This is a genomic window from Micromonospora sp. NPDC006766, from assembly GCF_040636055.1.
GTDB lineage: Bacteria > Actinomycetota > Actinomycetes > Mycobacteriales > Micromonosporaceae > Micromonospora.
The window spans coordinates 72,072-89,988 of record NZ_JBEYIX010000005.1; the positions used below are offsets into that span (position 1 = coordinate 72,072).

General features: G+C 73.3%; 18 protein-coding genes. 11 read left to right on the plus strand and 7 right to left on the minus strand.

Annotation, left to right across the window (positions count from 1 at the left end):
- Nucleotides 1-75 precede the first annotated feature (75 nt).
- Nucleotides 76-2,217, plus strand: coding sequence for a SpoIIE family protein phosphatase (locus ABZ671_RS08650; protein ID WP_357853463.1), 2,142 nt, complete (start codon nt 76-78; stop codon nt 2,215-2,217).
- A 41-nt stretch (nt 2,218-2,258) separates the two neighbouring features.
- Nucleotides 2,259-2,936: an HAD family hydrolase gene (locus tag ABZ671_RS08655; RefSeq protein WP_357853466.1), complete on the plus strand. Its 678-nt coding sequence runs from the start codon at nt 2,259-2,261 to the stop codon at nt 2,934-2,936.
- Between the two features lie 47 nt (nt 2,937-2,983).
- On the opposite strand, the gene ABZ671_RS08660 is transcribed toward ABZ671_RS08655, so the two are convergent.
- Nucleotides 2,984-3,958, minus strand: a complete 975-nt coding sequence (locus ABZ671_RS08660; RefSeq protein WP_357853470.1) for an FAD-dependent oxidoreductase — start codon at nt 3,956-3,958, stop codon at nt 2,984-2,986.
- Nucleotides 3,959-4,072: 114 nt separating this feature from the next.
- On the opposite strand from ABZ671_RS08660, the gene ABZ671_RS08665 reads away from it, so the two are divergent.
- The 3 genes from ABZ671_RS08665 (at nt 4,073) to ABZ671_RS08675 (ending at nt 6,252) form a co-directional block, all read left to right on the plus strand.
- Nucleotides 4,073-4,654 carry a general stress protein gene (locus tag ABZ671_RS08665; RefSeq protein ID WP_357853473.1) on the plus strand — a complete coding sequence of 194 codons (582 nt, stop codon included), beginning with the start codon at nt 4,073-4,075 and terminating at the stop codon, nt 4,652-4,654.
- A gap of 118 nt (nt 4,655-4,772) precedes the next feature.
- Nucleotides 4,773-5,255 carry a MarR family transcriptional regulator gene (locus ABZ671_RS08670; protein ID WP_357853475.1) on the plus strand — a complete coding sequence of 161 codons (483 nt, stop codon included), beginning with the start codon at nt 4,773-4,775 and terminating at the stop codon, nt 5,253-5,255.
- A gap of 10 nt (nt 5,256-5,265) precedes the next feature.
- Nucleotides 5,266-6,252, plus strand: coding sequence for a pirin family protein (locus ABZ671_RS08675; RefSeq protein ID WP_357853478.1), 987 nt, complete (start codon nt 5,266-5,268; stop codon nt 6,250-6,252).
- Between the two features lie 52 nt (nt 6,253-6,304).
- Here ABZ671_RS08675 and ABZ671_RS08680 read toward each other — a convergent pair whose 3' ends face one another.
- Nucleotides 6,305-6,433, minus strand: coding sequence for a hypothetical protein (locus ABZ671_RS08680; protein WP_357853481.1), 129 nt, complete (start codon nt 6,431-6,433; stop codon nt 6,305-6,307).
- Nucleotides 6,434-6,561: 128 nt separating this feature from the next.
- Nucleotides 6,562-7,269 (minus strand): hypothetical protein, encoded by a 708-nt coding sequence (locus ABZ671_RS08685; protein WP_357853484.1) that lies wholly within the window; start codon nt 7,267-7,269, stop codon nt 6,562-6,564.
- Nucleotides 7,270-7,602: 333 nt separating this feature from the next.
- Between ABZ671_RS08685 and ABZ671_RS08690 the strand changes: the two genes are divergently transcribed.
- Nucleotides 7,603-8,427 carry a SigB/SigF/SigG family RNA polymerase sigma factor gene (locus ABZ671_RS08690; RefSeq protein ID WP_357853487.1) on the plus strand — a complete coding sequence of 275 codons (825 nt, stop codon included), beginning with the start codon at nt 7,603-7,605 and terminating at the stop codon, nt 8,425-8,427.
- Between the two features lie 156 nt (nt 8,428-8,583).
- Here ABZ671_RS08690 and ABZ671_RS08695 read toward each other — a convergent pair whose 3' ends face one another.
- Both ABZ671_RS08695 and ABZ671_RS08700 read right to left on the minus strand, forming a co-directional pair.
- On the minus strand, nt 8,584-8,925 hold the full coding sequence (locus tag ABZ671_RS08695) for a PadR family transcriptional regulator (RefSeq protein WP_357853824.1): 342 nt from the start codon (nt 8,923-8,925) through the stop codon (nt 8,584-8,586).
- Between the two features lie 2 nt (nt 8,926-8,927).
- On the minus strand, nt 8,928-9,812 hold the full coding sequence (locus ABZ671_RS08700) for a polysaccharide deacetylase family protein (protein WP_357853490.1): 885 nt from the start codon (nt 9,810-9,812) through the stop codon (nt 8,928-8,930).
- 93 nt (nt 9,813-9,905) lie between these two features.
- On the opposite strand from ABZ671_RS08700, the gene hrpB reads away from it, so the two are divergent.
- Nucleotides 9,906-12,569, plus strand: coding sequence for an ATP-dependent helicase HrpB (hrpB, locus tag ABZ671_RS08705; protein ID WP_357853493.1), 2,664 nt, complete (start codon nt 9,906-9,908; stop codon nt 12,567-12,569).
- Nucleotides 12,570-12,576: 7 nt separating this feature from the next.
- On the opposite strand, the gene ABZ671_RS08710 is transcribed toward hrpB, so the two are convergent.
- Nucleotides 12,577-13,302, minus strand: a complete 726-nt coding sequence (locus ABZ671_RS08710) for a protein phosphatase 2C domain-containing protein (protein ID WP_357853496.1) — start codon at nt 13,300-13,302, stop codon at nt 12,577-12,579.
- A gap of 211 nt (nt 13,303-13,513) precedes the next feature.
- On the opposite strand from ABZ671_RS08710, the gene ABZ671_RS08715 reads away from it, so the two are divergent.
- Entirely contained in the window at nt 13,514-16,123 is a 2,610-nt protein-coding gene (locus ABZ671_RS08715; protein WP_357853499.1) for a glycoside hydrolase family 9 protein, read from the plus strand.
- 172 nt (nt 16,124-16,295) lie between these two features.
- Here ABZ671_RS08715 and ABZ671_RS08720 read toward each other — a convergent pair whose 3' ends face one another.
- On the minus strand, nt 16,296-16,571 hold the full coding sequence (locus ABZ671_RS08720; RefSeq protein ID WP_357853501.1) for a flavin reductase: 276 nt from the start codon (nt 16,569-16,571) through the stop codon (nt 16,296-16,298).
- 315 nt (nt 16,572-16,886) lie between these two features.
- On the opposite strand from ABZ671_RS08720, the gene ABZ671_RS08725 reads away from it, so the two are divergent.
- Genes ABZ671_RS08725 through ABZ671_RS08735 form a run of 3 tightly spaced genes read left to right on the plus strand, consistent with a single transcriptional unit; the run spans nt 16,887 to nt 17,898 of the window.
- Complete coding sequence (locus ABZ671_RS08725) at nt 16,887-17,135, plus strand: Scr1 family TA system antitoxin-like transcriptional regulator (RefSeq protein ID WP_357853504.1); 249 nt, start codon at nt 16,887-16,889, stop codon at nt 17,133-17,135.
- Nucleotides 17,132-17,323, plus strand: coding sequence for a DUF397 domain-containing protein (locus ABZ671_RS08730; protein ID WP_357853827.1), 192 nt, complete (start codon nt 17,132-17,134; stop codon nt 17,321-17,323). Before ABZ671_RS08725 ends, ABZ671_RS08730 begins: the two co-directional genes overlap by 4 nt.
- A gap of 11 nt (nt 17,324-17,334) precedes the next feature.
- Nucleotides 17,335-17,898, plus strand: a complete 564-nt coding sequence (locus ABZ671_RS08735; RefSeq protein WP_357853507.1) for a putative immunity protein — start codon at nt 17,335-17,337, stop codon at nt 17,896-17,898.
- The last annotated feature ends 19 nt before the right edge of the window (nt 17,899-17,917 follow it).

The following is a 17,917-nucleotide window of genomic DNA, read 5'->3' on the forward strand; positions in this document are numbered from 1 at the left end:
AGGTCATTCCCCGTTGACCCCGCCTCGCCCCGGCTGACCGAAACCTTTTCGCCACGCTCCGGATAGGCTGCCGTCATGCCAGGCATGGTCGGGCGGGTACCCACGCCATCAGCACCCACCTCGGGAGTGCCCACCGGCCCGGGCGCGGCCGCGTCCAGCACGGCAACCGCCCTGTCGGCCCTCCGGTGGGCCGACACGCCGCTCGGCGCCCCCGAAAAGTGGGATCCGGCCGTCCGCGCCGTGGTCGACCTGGTGCTCGCCTCGCCCGTGCCGATGGCCCTGCTCTACGGCGACGACCTGGTCCTCATCTACAACGAGGGGTACGCCGCGCTGATCGGGGCGCGGCACCCGCGGGCGCTCGGGCGGCCGGCGGCGGAGGTCTTCGCCGACGTCTGGTACGAGCCGGGCGCCGGCGAGGTGATCGAGCGGGCGTATCGGCGGGGCGAGCCGTTCCTGGAGCGAGAGGCGGTGCTGCCGGTCGACCGGCACCAGACCGGGCCCACCGAGCCGGCCACTTTCACCCGCGGCTTCTCGCCCGTCCGGGACAGCGCCGGCCGGACCATCGGCGTGCTCAGCGTGGCCGCGCAGACCAGCCAGGTCACCCGGCAGTTGGCGGGCCTGAGCGACTTCGCCGCCGCGCTTGCCGGCACGCTCACCCTCGACGACGTCGCCCGGATCACCCTGCGCTACTGCCTCGACGCCTTCGACGCCGACCGGGTCACCTTCGGGGTCGACGAAGGGTCGGCCTGGCGCATGGTCCGCCGCATTCGCGGCGAACTGCTGGACGAGGCCGACGAACGGCTCCCGCCGTTGTGGCGACGGGTGCCGGCCGACTCGCCCCTCCCCATGGCGGTGACCGCCCGAAGCGGCGTGCCCGTCTTCGCCGCCGATGGGCAACCGCTGCGGGATTCCGCTACGGACCGGCACGACCACAAGATCCGATCGCTGGCCGCCCTGCCGCTGCGCTCGGCGGTGATCCGCGGCGCGCTGACCGTCGGCTACCAGGCGACCCACTCCTGGTCACCGGCGGAACGCGCGCTGCTCGCCGCCTCGGCAGAGCTGGTCGGCCAGGCCGCGGAGCGGGCCCGCCGCTTCGAGACCCAGCACGGCACCGCTCAACTGCTGCAACGCAGCATGCTCCCCGAGCAGCTGCCCGACCTGCCCCGGCTGCGCATCGCCGCCCGGTACGACCCGGGCGTGGACGGCAACGCCGCCGGCGGCGACTTCTACGACGCTTTCGTGCTGCCCACCGGCGCGCTCGGCGTGGTCCTCGGTGATGTGGCCGGGCATGACATGCAGGCCGCCGCCCGGATGGGGCAGGTACGCGCGGCGCTGCGCGCGCTGGCGCTCACCGATCCCCGCCCGGACGCCGTTCTTGCCGGTCTGGACCGGCTGGTCGCCAGCCTCGGCACCGAGGGCGGCACACCGGAACTCTTCGTCACCGTGGTCTTCGGAGTGATCGAGATCGACCAGGAGCGGATCACGCTGGCCAACGCCGGGCACCCCGCCCCGCTGATCCGGCGCTGCCGAGCCGAGGGCAAACCCACGGCCGAGTACGTCGAGCTGCGCACCGGGCCGCCGCTGGGGCTCGGCTACCGCCCACACACCACCACCGTGCCGTTCCACCCCGGCGACACCCTGTTGCTGTACAGCGACGGGCTGGTGGAGCGGCGCTGGCAGGACCTGTCCGCCGGGCTGGCCGGGCTGGGCGCGGCGGTCACGGCCGCGACCAGCGGCGATCCCCGGGCGCTCTGCGCGGCGGCCACCGCCGCCGTGGCCGGCGCGACGGAGGACGACGTGGCGGTGCTGGCCGTGGAGCACGCGGTCAAGCCGAGCCGCTCGGCCAGCATGAAGGTGCCGGCGGAGCCGACCGCGCCGAGCCGGGTACGCCACTGGATGACCACCCAGCTCACCGAGTGGCAGGTGCCCGAGGGGATGATCGGCGCCGCGGTGCTGTGCACCAGCGAGCTGACCACCAATGCGTTGCTACACGCCGGCACCGCCGCCCGGGTGGAGATCGACCTGAGCGCCGAGCGGCTGCTGGTCTCGGTCGCCGACTCCGGCACCCGGGGCCAGGTGACCCGGGCGCAGACCGACCCCCTGAGCAGCCGCGGGCGCGGCCTGGGGCTGATCGAGGAGCTGAGCGACGCCTGGGGCACCGACCCCACGGTGCGCGGCTCGACGGTCTGGTTCGAGATTCTCATCCCGCCGGCGTAGGCCGGGCATCGACGCCGGCGCGTTCGGGTAGAAGTGGAACCATGCCTACCGACAACCGCAGCGGTGTCCTCTTCGACGTGGACGGCACCCTGGTCGACACCACCTACCTGCACACGGTGAGCTGGTGGGAGGCGCTACGCCAGGCCGACCACCGGGTGCCGATGGCGCGGATCCACCGATCCATCGGGATGGGCTCGGACAAGCTCCTCGACCACCTGCTCGGGCCGGAGCGGAACCGGGACGCCGACAAACAGCTGCGCGACGTGCACGACGCTCGCTACGCCGAGTACTGGGAGCGGCTGATGCCGCTGCCGCGCGCGGCGGAGTTGCTGCGCGCCTGCGCGGCGCGTGGGCTGCGGGTGGTGCTGGCCAGTTCGGCGGCCGAACGTGAGCTGGCCGCCCTGCGGGCCGCCCTCGACGCGGACGACGTGATCGACACGGCCACCTCGTCGGCGGACGCGCAGCGCAGCAAGCCGGCACCGGACATCCTGGTCGCCGCGCTGGAGCGGTCCGGGCTGGCCGCCGAGCGGGTGGTCTTCGTCGGCGACTCGGTCTGGGACGTCGCGGCGGCCGGCAGGCTGGACATTCCCTGCATCGGGCTGACCTGCGGCGGCACCAGCCGGGCGGAGCTTGCCGGTGCCGGTGCGGTCGCGATCTACGACGACCCCGGCGCGCTGCTGGACGCCCTCGGCGAAAGCGCGATCGCCGCGCTGGGTTGACCCGCCGCCGGGGCCGACCGGAGGCTGACCGGGTGCGGTGGCACTGGTCAGCGGCGTCCGGCGAGCAGGCGGGCGACCAGGGCCCGGCCGAGATCCCGGCCGGAGCGCCAGGCGCTCTGCACCCGGGGCCGCCCGAACGCGTCCCCGGCGATACCGATCCCGTCGTCGTCCAGGTGGTACGTCGCGTCGCCCCCGCTGGCGGCGGCAGGCTTGGCGTATGTCCAGCGGTGCACGTGCACCAGCTCGGCCGGTTCGGGCAGGCCGAGCAGGTCGCGGACCGCCTGCTCGATCGCCGGGCCGGCGGCGGTGGGCTGGAGCAGGTGTCCCGCGGCGAACTCGGGGGTGGTGTGGGCGACCAGCACGGGCGCCCCGTCGCCCCGCCGATCGCCGTCGTCGCAGACCAGGCTCAGCAGGGGGTGCGCGTTGACGAAAGCGCCCCGGAAGTCCGGCCAGCGCCGGGTCGGGAAACGCAGCAGCCCGGTCAGCGCCGACGACCAGCGCTGCCCCTCCACTGCGGCGGTGGCGGCGATCAGCGCGGGGTCGAGCAGCAGGGCCGCCTGCGGGCCGGGCATGGCCAGCACAGCGGCCTCGCAGGCGAGGCCGTCCACCCGTGGACCCGGTGCCACCGTCATCACCAGGCGGTCGTGCGTGACAGGAAGGTCCCGCGCCAGGTGCTCGACGAGCGAGCGGAGCCCGCGCGGGGCGGCCCAGCGCATCGGGCCGGTGGCTTCGCGGCGCCCCGCCGGCCCGTACGCGATCAAGGTGTCGGTCCACTCGCGGGCCAGGCCGGCGGCCCGCCAGCCCTCGACCACCGCGGCGAAGTCGGGATCGTCGACGGTGAGATACGCCGCGCCGAGATCGGCGGGGCGGCCGTCGAACCGCTTGCTGGCCATCCGGCCGCCGGTCACCCGGGCTCGTTCCCGCAGGTGGACCGGGATGCCGGCGCGGACCAGCTCACCGGCGCACGCCACCCCGGCGATGCCCGCGCCGACCACCACCACACCCGCCCGGTCCGCCGCCATCCGGTGATCGTAAGCGCCGAGGCGACCGGCGCGGCTCGGCCGCCGTCCGGCGCGCCGCGGGAGTTACCACTCCTTTCCCCGGGGAACGCCCGCGGTTGACGAAGGAGGAGGCGCATGACCAGACCCTCGAGGCCGGCCTGGCTGCCCGGGATGCCCGGTAGCGACAATCTCCCGTCCGGTCCGGGCGGTCGTCCCGCGAAGCCGAGCGAAGACGGACATGGACCCCAGACCGGCCCGCCGATCGTCACGATCGGGTCGTACCCGGACTATCCGTCGGCCCAGCGGGTGGTGGACTATCTGGCCGACAACCGCTTCCCGGTGGAACGAACCTCGATCGTCGGCACCGACCTCACCCTGGTCGAGACGATCATGGGCCGGATGACCGCCGGCCGGGCCGCCCTGGTGGGCGCGGGGGCGGGGGCCTGGTTCGGGCTCTTCATCGGGCTGCTGTTCGGCATCTTCACCGCGGGCAGCTGGCTCGCGGCGATCGTGTTGGGGTTGGTGATCGGTGCGATCTGGGGTGCCGTGTTCGGCGCGGTGGTCCACGCGATGACCGGGGGCCGACGGGACTTCACCTCGTCCAGTTCGCTGCGGGCCGGCCAGTACGCGGTGACCGTGGAGGCCGAGCTGGCCGACCAGGCCCGGCAGTTGCTCGGCCGACTGCACGTGTCCCAGCCCGGCTCGATCGCCCGGTAGCCGGCGTCACACGATCGCTTCAAATTCCAATTACAGGTGACAGCTATCTCTGTTACGCCGCTCACCGCCGGCCCCGCAAGCCTCTGTTCAAATTTGAAATAGTGCTACTCTCGTAGCCGTGACGGAGAGTCTGGACAGCGAGCGGATGGCCTGCTGGCGCGCGTACATCGAGTCGAGCCAGCGGCTCTTCACGCAGCTAGAGGAGGACCTGCGCGCGGCCAGCGCGCTGAGCTTCGCCGACTACCACGTGCTGGTGCTGCTCTCCGAGGCGCCCGGGCAGCGGCTGCGGATGGGCGAGCTGGCCGGCCGGCTGGTCTTCTCGCCGAGCCGACTGACGTACCAGATCGCCTCGATGCAGAAGCGGGGCCTGGTCGCCCGGCAGTCCTGCCCGCAGGACCGACGCGGCAGCGAGGCCGTGCTGACCGCCGCCGGCCTGCTCGCGCTACGCGAGGCCGCGCCGCACCACCTGCGCTCCGTGCACGCCCACCTGATGGACGACCTCGACGACGCCGAGGTCGCCTGCCTCACCCGGGTCTTCGAGCGGCTCGGCCGGCGCCTGCGCGCCGACCGCGACGCGGCGTCCACCCCGGCCGACAAGTAAGGAGCCCGCGATGCCCGCCATCACCGTCGACGACGTACTCGTCCTGCCTCGCCTGCCGAAGCTGGCCGAGTCCACCGCCTTCCGCCCGGTCCGCCGGCTGACCACCGCGCCGAGCGGCTACGAGGGCGAGGGGTTCCCGGTCCGCCGGGCCTTCGCCGGCGTGCCGCTGACCGAGCTGGACCCGTTCATCCACCTCGACCAGATGGGCGAGGTCGACTACGCCCCGGGCGAGCCGAAGGGGACGAGCTGGCACCCGCACCGCGGCTTCGAGACGGTGACCTACATCATCGACGGGATCATGGACCACCAGGACTCGCACGGCGGCGGCGGCACCATCACCGACGGCGACACCCAGTGGATGACGGCCGGTGCCGGCCTTCTGCACATCGAGGCCCCGCCGGAGCAGCTGGTGATGAGCGGCGGCCTCTTCCACGGCCTCCAGCTCTGGGTCAACCTGCCTCGGGTGGCGAAGATGAACCCGCCGCGCTACCAGGACATCCGCGGCCGGCAGGCGGCGCTGCTGACCACGCCCGACGGCGGCGCGCTGATCCGGGTGATCGCCGGGGAGATCGCCGGCCACCAGGGCCCGGGCTCGACCCACACGCCGATCACCATCGCCCACGTGACGCTGCAGCCCGGCGCCGAGCTGAGCCTGCCCTGGCGGCCGGATTTCAACGCGCTGGTCTACGTGCTGGCCGGCCGGGGCACGGTGGGCACCGAGCGCCGCCCGGTGCACCTCGGCCAGTTGGCCGTGCACGGCCCGGGTGACGCGCTGCGGGTCACCGCGAACGCCCGGCAGGACGGCAACACGCCCGCGCTGGAGCTCTTCATCCTGGGCGGGCAGCCGATCCGGGAGCCGGTGGCGCACTACGGCCCGTTCGTGATGAACACCCGGGACGAGCTGATCCAGGCGTTCGAGGATTACCAGGCCGGCCGGCTCGGCGTGATCCCGGCCGGGCGGCTGCCGCACACCGGCGGCGAGGGCACCCGGCCCTGACCGGACCGCACCCAGCGGGCGTCCCGGGCTCTGCCGGGGCGCCCGTCGGCGGTCAGGAGACGGCGAAGATGCCGGCCACCCCGAGGATCACCATCAACAGGACCGCCACCAGCGCACCCCGTTCCCCCTCCACCGCCTGGTCGCGGTACTCGGTCACGGCGTTCGTCGTCTCGGCGGGCATGCGGTGGCCTCCTCCTGGTGCGGCTGGGAATCCGGCAGCGCCCACGCGAAGGGCTCCGCCGACCAGAAGTGATGGGCGTACGCCGTCCGGGGCTCGGCCGGGAGGACGTTGCGACCTCGGAGGTGGAATTACCCGTTCGGGCGACGCGAAACCTCGCCGAGCCCGTCGAGCGCGCCCGGCCCCGGCGGGTACGCGAACGACACCCGCGGCGAATAGAAGCCCCCGCAGATCACGAGCGGGTTGGCGGGACGCAGCGCGTAGACCGAGTGCTCCGGGGCGAGGAACTCGACCGACTCGACCTCGAACGGGGTCACCGGTTCCGCCACGTACGGGTAGTCGGCGCTGAGTGTTTTTCCGTTCCAGACCGTCAGGTACCGGTGGTGCCCGCCGCGCACCTGGCTGCCGGTGTGCCCGACGCGGGACACGGTCCGGATGATCGGCTGCCCGTCCGTGCGGGTCTCCGCGGTCAACTGCTCGCCCCGCAGCTCGAGCCGGGTCTCGCCGAGCGCCGCCGGGACGCCTCGGGCGATGGCGTACGCGCGCACCAGCGGGCTGGACGCGAGGTAGTGGGTCCACCAGCCCCCGGGGGTGTCCCCCACCGGCGGCGGGTCGATGTCGTCGAGGGCGAGGCCGAGGTAGGTGAGGGAGTACGCGCCGAAGCCGGAGGTCTGCGACTCGTCGTCCACCACGTACTGGCAGAGGAACACCTGACGGTCGGGGTGGGGCCGCAGCCCCGTGGGCACGAGCGCCGCGGCCGCGTCGGGCTCCGCCGGGAGCCAGCTGAACTGGAGCACCCGGGCGTTGACGACGAGTTGCGGTACGGCGGGATCGAGCACGGCGCCTCCGTAGTCGAGTACACCCGCACGCTACGGGCAGTCCCGTCAGCGGGACAACGACTGAAAGCCGACAATGTGAGAGAGCCGTCGACCTTCCCGTCGACCCGGATGGTCAACAACACGTGGCCGACCAGCCACCCGAACCGGACCAGACGGAAGAGGCAATCAGCCCGGAATCACCCCGATTTATCTCTTGGGTCACTTAAATCCCTCATACGTTCGGCTAGAGTTTCGATGGCTGATCGGGTTAGGGTGGCTTCCGAACGGTCGAAGCAGCTCTAAACCGAAACGTCACATCCTTTTCCGCCGACGAGGTGCAGGGAGGACTACGCCATGACCGCGCACACGATCAGCGAGCAGCGGACCACGCCGCCGTCCACCTCTGAGAAGCTTGACCGGCAGGCGCTCACCGACAGCGCCGCCGATCTGCTCAACGCGATGGCCGCGCTGCCCGCCAACCATCCGTCGCGCCCCGCACTGCGCGACCAGGCGATCGAGGCCTGGCTGCCGCTCGCGAACCATCTCGCCCACCGCTACAGCGGTCGGGGCGAGCCCACCGACGACCTGGCGCAGACCGCCGCGATCGGCCTGATCAAGGCGATCGACAAGTTCGACCCCTCCCGGGGTGTCGACTTCGCCGGTTACGCCATCCCGACCATCATCGGCGAGCTCAAGCGGCACTTCCGCGACCGCACCTGGGACATCCGGGTGCCCCGGCGTCTCCAGGAGCTGCGGCTGGCCATCTCCGACGCCAACGGCGCGCTGCTGCAGACCCTCGGCCGCTCGCCGACCGTCGCCGACATCGCGGCCCACCTCAACCTCACCGAAGAAGAGGTCCTGGAAGGCCTGGAGGGTGCCCGCGCGTACAACGCGGTGTCGCTGTCCACACCGACCGGCGACGGCGACCGCGCCACCGAGCTGGGCGACCTGCTCGGTGGCGAGGACGGCGAGTTCGAGCTGGCCGAGCTGCGCGTCGCCCTCGGTCCGGCGCTGGCCACGCTCGACGAGCGGGAGCAGAAGATCCTCACGCTGCGCTTCCACGGCAACCTGACCCAGACGCAGATCGCCGAGCGGATCGGCGTGTCGCAGATGCACGTGTCCCGGCTGCTGGCCCGGGCGCTGACCAAGCTGCGCGGGCAGCTCGACGAACCGTACTGACGGACGGGCAACGGCGGCCGGGCCCGCGGGCCCGGCCGCGGTCCCGTTCGCGGGCAGGACGAGCAGGGGGCCACGCCCTCAGAGTCGGCTCTGCTGCCGCGCGTACGACCGGAGGTAGACACGCATTACCGTGCGGTAGCGCCGGGGGGACGTCGGTCACGCGAGGCTCATCGCCGTGCGGGCGAGCGCGCGTTGCCGCAGCGCTGGGTCGGTGACGATGGTCGCCGCCGCGGCGAGGCGTCCCGCCTCGGCCAGCACCGTGGCCCGACCCTGCGGTGTCAGGGCATAGCAGCGGCGGGCCCGCCCGTTGACGATCTCCTCCTTCACGACCTCGATGAGCGCCGCCTCGGCCAGCCGGTCGAGGATCGCGTAGAGCGTGCCGGCGGCGAGCCGGACCGAGTTGTCGGAGAGGGCGCCGACCCGCTTGATGATCACGTAACCGTGCAGTGGGCCGTCGAGGAGTGCGGCCAGGACGAAGTAGCTCGGGGCCCGAAGCATGCTCACCGTTCCCCGAGCAGCTCGCTGACCGTGACGAACTCAAAGCCCCGGGCGCGCAACCCTTTGATCATGTCGGGCAGCCCCTTGATGGCGACCAGTCGCTCGTCGGCGCCCGTGTCGTGAGCGAGCATGATCGTTCCCGGGGTGCACGATCCGACGATGTAGTCGACCAGACCCGCCTGGTCGTTCCGGTAGTCGGTCTCCACCATCTGCCGGTTCCACAGCACCACCGAGGCGCCGAAGTCGGCTGCGGCCAGCAACGCGCTGCCGCCGAGATGCCCGTACGGCGGGCGCAGCAGGGTCGGTTCCGTGCCGGTCACGGTGGCGATCGCCCGTGCGCCCCGCTCGATGGCCTCGTACGCGTCGGCGTACTCCATCCGCCCGAGATCCCGATGAGCCCAGGTGTGGTTACCCATCTCGTGCTCGCCGAGCTGCCCCGCGAGCAGATCGCGGTGCGCCAGCGCCCGTTCCCCGATGAGAAAGAAGGTTGCCCGGACCCGGTGCTCGGCCAGGATGGCGTGCACCTGCGGAGTCCAGTTCGGCATGGGTCCGTCGTCGAAGGTCAACGCGACCAGCTTCTTGGTGGTGTTGACCCCCCAGGTGACCGCCACCTCACGGTGCCGCGGCTCCGTCCGTCGGCCACTGTGGACGGTGGCCGCGTAGCCGCGGTAAAAAGGGAGCGGATAACGCTCGTTGAAACGCTCCACGCCGGTGACCCCCGCCACGCCGGCGGCCGCGCCGAGCCCGGCCGCCAACGACATCCGGATCAGGTCGCGCCGCCGTCGCCCGCCCTCGGCGGGAGGTCCTGCCGCCGGCGCCGGCTCCGGCTTTGACCCAGCCTGGTTTGATGCCGCCGTGAAGTCGTTCGACGAGGGAACTTTAGTCACCGCGTCACTATATACGTGTTACGCGTGTATAGTGGCCCGCCGCGACTCGCGCCCCCGATCAGCGGCGGGAGTGCCGGGTGAGAGATTAGGACTGTGCTCTCCGACGTGGCCCTCGACCTGCCGGTCCGGGCGGTTCTGCCGACGCTGACCGAGGCGCTGGGCGCGGCCGGCACGGCGGTCCTGGTGGCGCCCCCCGGCACCGGCAAGACCACCCTCGCGCCGCTGGCGGTGGCTGACGAGGTCGCCGGGCGGGTGGTGGTCGCCCAGCCCCGCCGGATGGCCGCCCGGGCCGCCGCCCACCGGATGGCCGCCCTGCTCGGCGAGCGCGTGGGCGGCCGGATCGGGTACGCCGTTCGCGGCGAGCGCCGCGTCGGGCCGGACACCCGCGTCGAGGTGGTCACCACCGGCCTGCTGGTGCGGCGGCTGCAACACGACCCCGAGCTGCCCGGGGTCGGCGCGGTGCTGCTCGACGAGTGCCACGAGCGGCAGCTCGACGCGGACCTGGCGCTGGCCTTCACCGTGGAGGCCCGGGCCACGCTCCGGCCGGACCTGTGGCTGCTGGCGATGTCCGCCACCCCGCCGGCCGACCGGTTCGCCGCACTGCTGGGCGGGCCCGACCGGCCCGCGCCGGTGGTCCGGGCCGAGGCGGCCCTGCACCCGGTGGCCCGGGTCTGGGCGCCGCCGCCCCGGCCGATCGCCGCGCCGGGCGCGGGACGGATCGCCCCGGCGCTGCTCGACCATGTGGCCGCCACGGTCCGCCGGGCACTGCGCGAACGAGACGGGGACCTGCTGGTCTTCCTGCCCGGGGCCGGCGAGATCGCAGCGGTCGCCGCCCGCCTGGCCGACCTGCGCGACATCGTCGCCGTGCTGCCGCTGCACGGCCGGCTGCCGGCCGCGGCGCAGGACGCCGCGCTGCGGCTGCGACCGGTCGGGGCTGACACGCCCGTCAGCTCGACTCGACCGTCCGCGTCGGGCACCGAGCTGGGGCCGGCAACGGTCGAGCGGCGGGTCGTGCTGACCACCGCGGTGGCGGAGAGCAGCCTGACCGTGCCGGGGGTGCGCGTGGTGGTGGACGCCGGGTTGAGCCGGGTGCCCCGTACCGACCTGGCCCGGGGGCTGGGCGCGCTGGTCACCGTGCCGGTGTCCCGGGCGGCGGCGACCCAGCGGGCCGGCCGGGCCGGCCGGGAGGCCCCCGGCGCGGTCTACCGATGCTGGTCGGAAGCGGCCCACAGCCACCTCGCCCCGCAGCCCGAGCCCGAGATCGCCACCGCCGACCTCACCGGGTTCGCGCTGGAGCTGGCCGCCTGGGGCGACCCGGACGGCGTCGGGCTGGCGCTGCCCGATCCGCCACCGCCGGCCGCCCTCACGGTCGCCCGGGAGACCCTGACCACGCTCGGCGCGGTAGACGCGGCCGGCCGGATCACCGCCCGGGGGCGGGCCATCGCGGCAGTCGGGGCGCATCCCCGGCTGGCGCGGGCGCTGATCGACGGGGCGGAGCGGGTCGGCGCCAACCGGGCCGCCGAGGTCGTCGCCCTGCTGGCCGAGGAAACCCTCACCCGTGCCGGCGACGACCTCCCCACCCTTTGGCGCCGCCTGCGCACCAACACCGACCCCGCCGCCACCGCCCGCTGGCGCACCGAAACCCGCCGCCTCCACACCACCCTCCCCACCCCCACCCCTCCTCCCCGCGATCTTGCAGATACTGCCGCGACAAACGGTGCGGAAGCTGCAGAGCGCCGACCCAAGGTGCAAGATCGCGGGCAGCCGGCGGGGCTGAGCGATGACCTTGCCGCGGGGATCGTGGTGGGGTTGGCGTATCCGGAGCGGTTGGCGCGGGTGCGGCGGGGCGGGGGGTCGGGGTATCTGATGGCGGGCGGGACGGCCGCGGAGCTGGCCGCCGGGTCGGGGCTGGCCGGGTCGGTGTGGCTGGCGGTCGCGGTGGCCGACCGCTCCCCCGGGGCGCCGACCGCCCGGGTCCGACTCGCCGCACCAGTGGACGAGGCGACCGCGCGAGAGGCCGGCGGCCCGCTGCTGCGCACCGAACGCGAGGTCGGCTGGCTCGGCGGGGACGTGGTGGCCCGCGAGGTGATCCGGCTCGGCGCGATCGAACTGGTCGACCGACCCCTCGCCGCGCCGGACCCGGCGCTGCTCGCCGAGGCGGTGCTGACCGGGCTGCGCCAGGCCGGGCTGGGCCTGCTGACCTGGACCCCGGAGGCGATCGCGCTGCGCCGGCGGCTGGCCTTCTGCCGCCACGCGCTCGGCGACGCCTGGCCCGACGTCTCCGACCCGGCGCTGCTCGCCGCCGCGCCCGACTGGCTCGGCCCGGAGCTGGCCCGCGCCCGGCGCCGGGCCGACCTGGGCCGGATCGACGTCGCGGCGACGCTGCGCCGGCTGCTGGACTGGCGGCAGGCGGCCCGGCTCGACGAGCTGGCGCCGGAACGGCTCGCCGTGCCCAGCGGCTCCCGGATCCGGGTGGACTACGCCGACCCGGCCGCCCCGGTGCTCGCGGTCAAGCTCCAGGAGACCTTCGGCTGGCGGGACGCGCCGCGCATCGCCGACGGCCGGGTGCCGGTGCTGCTGCACCTGCTCTCCCCCGCCGGCCGGCCGGTGGCGGTCACCGCCGACCTAGCCTCGTTCTGGCAGGTGGGCTACCCGCAGGTGCGGGCAGAGCTGCGCGGGCGCTATCCGCGGCACCCGTGGCCGGAGGATCCGACCACCGCCGAGCCAACCCGGCACGCCGCGCGGCGCCGCCACTGACGTCGGGCTACTCCTCCACCACGTCGGCGATCACCACGGTCACGTTGTCCGGGCCGCCGGCCCGCAGCGCCAGGTCGATGAGCCGGGCCGTGCACGCCTGCCGGTCGGCGTGCTCGGCGAGCACCTCGGCGAGGGTCTCCGCGCGGACCACGTTGGAGAGGCCGTCGCTGCACAGCAGCCAGCGGTCACCGGCCCGCGGCACCATCGTCGCGTACGCCGGGGAGACCTCGTCGCCCTGCAACGCCTGGGTCACCACCGCCCGCCGGGGGTGGCTGCTCGCCTCCTCCGGGCTGATCACACCCTGGTCGACCAGCATCTGCACGAAGGTGTCGTCCCGGGTGACCTGCTTGAGCACGCCCTGACGGAACAGGTAGGCGCGGGAGTCGCCGACGTGAGCCAGGGCCAGGCAGCTGCCGGTACGGGCGAAGAGCAGCGCGGTCAGGGTGGTGCCCATGCCCTGTCGTTCCGGGTCCTCCGCGACGGCCTGCCGGATCCGCGCGGTGGCCAACTCGATGCCACCCTGCAGTGCGGCGACCAACGCGTCCTCGGGGGTCTCGACGTCCAGCGGTGCGACCGCGTCGATGGCGATCCGGCTGGCCAGGTCACCGGCGGCCATGCCGCCCATGCCGTCGGCGACGGCGACCAGCCAGGTGCCGTCGTGCTGGGCGTCCTGGTTTCCACTGCGGATCAGCCCACGGTCGCTCGCTCCCACGGAACGAAGCTTCAGGGTCATGGGTGGCAGCCTGCCAGGCGAAGGGTGCAGTTGTCTCTAGGAGATCAGGACCATGCCGCGTGGCGCGGCGAATCTCACTGTCGGGCGCGCCGCATCTCATTACTCCGGATCGATTGACAGCGAGGGCGCGCGCTGGAAACATCTCCCCAATTGGGAGCGCTCCCAGCTCTTGCCACCGCCACCACCGCTGCCACACGGAAGGAAGCCTCCCGTGAGCCCATACCGACGTCGCCGCACGGCGCTCGCCGCGGCCACCGCCCTCCTCCTCACCGGCGCCACCGCCGGCACCGCCCACGCCGCAGTACCCCCCGACGCCCCCGAACAGATCCGCAACGGCGATTTCAGCGCCGGCACCAGCCCCTGGTTCTCCTACGGCACCGGCGACCTCAAGGTCGTCGACGGCCGGCTCTGCACCACCGTTCCCGGCGGCCTGGGCAACCTCTGGGACGCCGGCATCGGCCAGGACGCGGTGCCGCTGATCGCCGGCGCCGAATACGAGCTCTCGTTCGACGTCTCGGCCACCCCCGGGACGGCCATCACGGCAGTGCTCCAGCTCGGGCACGACCCCTACACCACGTACGGCAGCGTCAACGCCACCGCGACCGCCACCGCGCGGCACGTCGACACCACGTTCACCGCCCCGGCCGACGACCCCGCCGCCCAGCTCATCTTCCAGGTCGGCGGCAGCCCGCAGGCACAGACCATCTGCCTGGGCAACGTCTCGCTGCGCGGCGGCGAGCAGGCCCCGCCGTACGAGCCGGACACCGGGCCACGGGTACGGGTCAACCAGGTCGGCTACCTGCCCGGGGGCCCGAAGAACGCCACCGTGGTCACCGACGCCACCGACCCGCTGACCTGGCAGCTCACGTCCGCGGCCGGCACCGTGGTGGCCAGCGGCCGGACCACCCCACGCGGGGTCGACCCGGCGTCCGGCCAGAACGTGCAGACCGTCGACTTCTCGTCGTTCCGCACCCCGGGCACCGGCTACACCCTCGCCGTCGACGGCGAGACCAGCCACCCCTTCGACATCTCCGGCACCCTCTACGACCGGCTGCGCGTCGACTCGCTCCAGTTCTTCTACGCCCAGCGCAGCGGCATCGCGATCGACGGCAACCTGATCGGCGCCCAGTACGCCCGCCCGGCCGGGCACCTCGGCGTGGCCCCCAACCGGGGCGACACCAGCGTGCCCTGCCAGCCCGGCGTCTGCGACTACTCTCTGGATGTGCGCGGCGGCTGGTACGACGCCGGCGACCACGGCAAGTACGTGGTCAACGGCGGCATCGCCACCCATCAGCTGCTGAGCGCCTTCGAGCGGACCAAGACCGCAGAGACGGCGGCCGGCGGCGCGGCGCTGGGCGACGCGACGCTGCGCGTGCCCGAGCGGGGCAACCACGTCCCGGACATCCTCGACGAGGCCCGCTGGGAGCTGGAGTTCCTGCTGCGGATGCAGGTGCCGGCCGGCAAGCCCCTCGCCGGGATGGCCCACCACAAGATCCACGACCGGAACTGGACCGGGCTGCCGCTCGCCCCGCAGGCCGACCCGGAGCCGCGTGAGCTGCACCCGCCGTCCACCGCGGCCACCCTCAACCTGGCCGCCGTCGCCGCCCAGTGCGCCCGGCTGTTCGCCCCGTACGACGCCGCCTTCGCGGCCCGCTGCGGCACCGCCGCGAAGACCGCGTACGCGGCGGCCAAGGCCCACCCGACGATCTACGCGTCCGCGGCCGACGGCAACGGCGGCGGGGCGTACGACGACACCAACGTCACCGACGAGTTCTACTGGGCGGCCGTCGAGCTGTGGCTGACCACCGGGGAGAAGGCGTACCTGAACGACCTCACCGCGTCGCCGCTGCACACCGCCGACGTCTTCGACGCCGGGGGCGCCTTCGGCTGGCAGAGCGTCGCCATGCTGGGCCGGCTCGACCTGGCCACCGTGCCGAACGCGCTGCCGTCCGCCGAGCTGGCCCGGATCCGCGCCTCGGTGACCACCGCCGCCGACCGCTACCTGGCCACCCTGCGTGGCCAGGCGTACGGGCTGCCGCTGCCCGGCGGCGCCGACGCGTACGTATGGGGCGGCAACAGCAACATCATCAACAACGCGGTCGTGCTCGCCACCGCGTTCGACCTGACCCGCGACGCGAAGTACCGGGACGGGGCGGTGCAGTCCGCCGACTACCTGCTCGGCCGCAACGCGCTGAACATCTCGTACGTGACCGGCTGGGGCTCGCACACGGCGCAGAACCAGCACACCCGGATCTTCGGCCACCAGCTCAACCCGGACCTGCCGCACCCGCCGGCCGGCTCCCTGGCCGGCGGCCCGAACGCCGCCCTCCAGGACCCGTACGCGGCCGGCCTGCTGGCCGGCTGCCAGCCGATGTTCTGCTACGTCGACGACATCAACTCGTACTCGACCAACGAGGTGGCGATCAACTGGAACTCGGCGCTGGCGTGGCTGGCATCGTTCCTCGCCGACCAGCGTGACGCGGCGGCGGTGCCGGCCCCGACCTGCGCCGTCACGTACACCACCCACGGCAGCTGGCCGGACGGCTTCAACACCCAGGTCACCGTGCGCAACACCGGCAAGTCGGCGTTGAACGGCTGGAGCGTGCGGTGGGCGTTCGCCGGCGACCAGAAGGTGCAGAGCCACTGGTCGGCGCAGGTCAGCCAGACCGGTGCCACGGTCACCGCGACGAACGAGTCGTGGAACGCCAGGATCGCCCCCGGGGCCGAGATCACCTTCGGCCTGATCGGCTCGACCTCCGGCGGCCCCAACCCCACCCCCACCCTGATCACCCTCAACGGAAAGTCCTGCACGATCTCCTGAGGGGCGGTGGTGGCGGCAACTTCGGGGAAGTTGCCGCCACCACCGGCGCGGCCCCAGCATCTTCCCCGAACTTGCCGCTTCGGCCAGCCCTCACTGGGCAAGATCGTGCACAGGGCAGGAAGTAGTGGCCTCCCGTCAGCGTGGAGGCCACTACTTCCGTGTTCGAGGGCGATCACTCCGGGAAGTTGCGCGGGTCCTGGCCGCGGGCGCGGGCCCAGGTGAGGAAGCGGTCGGTCAGGCCGGGCGGGCGAACGTGGCCGTCGATCTGGGCGAGTTGGTCCCCCGCCTCCTGCATGAGGGTGCCGAGGTAGACCAGCAGCGCGGTCCGCTCGTCGCGATACTCGACCAGCAGCGCCAGCCGCGCGGGTTGGCACGGCCACTCCGCGCCGCACGCCCGACACCGCCACAACGGCCGCATGGGTACGTGCGGTCGCCCCGGCCGGCTCACCGCGCCGCCTCGAGGGGTCGACCCTGCCGCGAAAACAGCACGGGCGGACCTCCTTGTCGTTGGAAGGGCCGCCCGGACGCCGTTGGCCGGCCGGCCCGCGGTCCCACCGCCGGCATCGGGGCCACGACTGCGGTTCCGCTGACCGAAAGGCTGCCGCGCGTCGCGATACGAGCACACGGCGGAGTCCCTCGCCGAACGGGTCGGGGTGGACCCGAAGACCGCCGCCCGCTGGGTGACGCCGGGGCGGGTGCCGCATCCCCGGCACCGGGCGGCAGTGTCCAAGGCCTGCATCCGCAGCTCGACCACTTGGTCGCCATGGCGCAGCGCCCCCGGGTGCTGCTGCACGTACTGCCGCTGCGGGCCGGCTTCCACCCCGGGCAGGCCGGCCCGTTCGTCATCGCCACCGTCGACGACGACGACGTGGCCTACATCGATGATCAGGCCGCCGGGCGGACGACAAAGAACGTTGCTCCGCTCTGGCAGGTCTGGGACACTTTGAGGTCGATCGCGCTGCCGCGCGACCAGACGATCCAACTCCTGAAGGCGCGACCATGGCTGACCTGACCGGCGCCCACTGGCGCACCAGCACCCGCAGCAGCTCCAACGGCGGCGACTGCGTCGAGGTCGCCGACAACCTCCCCGGCGTGGTCCTGGTCCGCGACTCCAAGGACCGCACCGGTGGCACGCTGCGCTTCACCCCGACCGCCTGGCAGTCGTTCGTCGAGATCGTCCGGGCCCCCGCCGCCAGGTGAGAACGGCACCCGTGGCGAACGACACCAGCGGGATCGTTCTGAGCAAGCAGGACCTTCGTGAGGTCACCAGTTATGCCGCCGAGAGCGCGCAGGAAGTCCTGGAGATCTTCGAGAGGGCACACCCGGCCGACTCGCGGCCCCGCGACGCGGTCGACGCCGCATGGACGTTCGCACGAGGTGGCGAACGCGGGAAGTCGCTGCGCGACACCGGGTGGGCGGCGCACAAGGCGGCCCGACAGGCAGACACCGAGGCCGCAGCCAATGCGGCGCGAGCAGCGATGTGCGCGGCATCCGCTGCGTACCTGCATCCCCTGGCCGACGCTCATCAGGTGAAGCACATTCTGGGGGCAGCGGCCTACGCGGCGAGAGCGGCCGAGCTCATGGCGGGCGATGATCGAGAGGTCGGCGCTGATCACATCGAGAAAGCTCGCCGGCGCACCACGCCAGCGGTCGTCGACGTACTCAGCCGCTACCCTGTGGCACCAGCCGGTGGAGGGCGCGTCGGTGAGCTGTCCGCGATCTGGATGAGGCCCTCCGCAGTCGTTTCTGAATGTCCTTGTGGTGCCAGCGGATAGGTTCGTCGCCTTTTGGGGA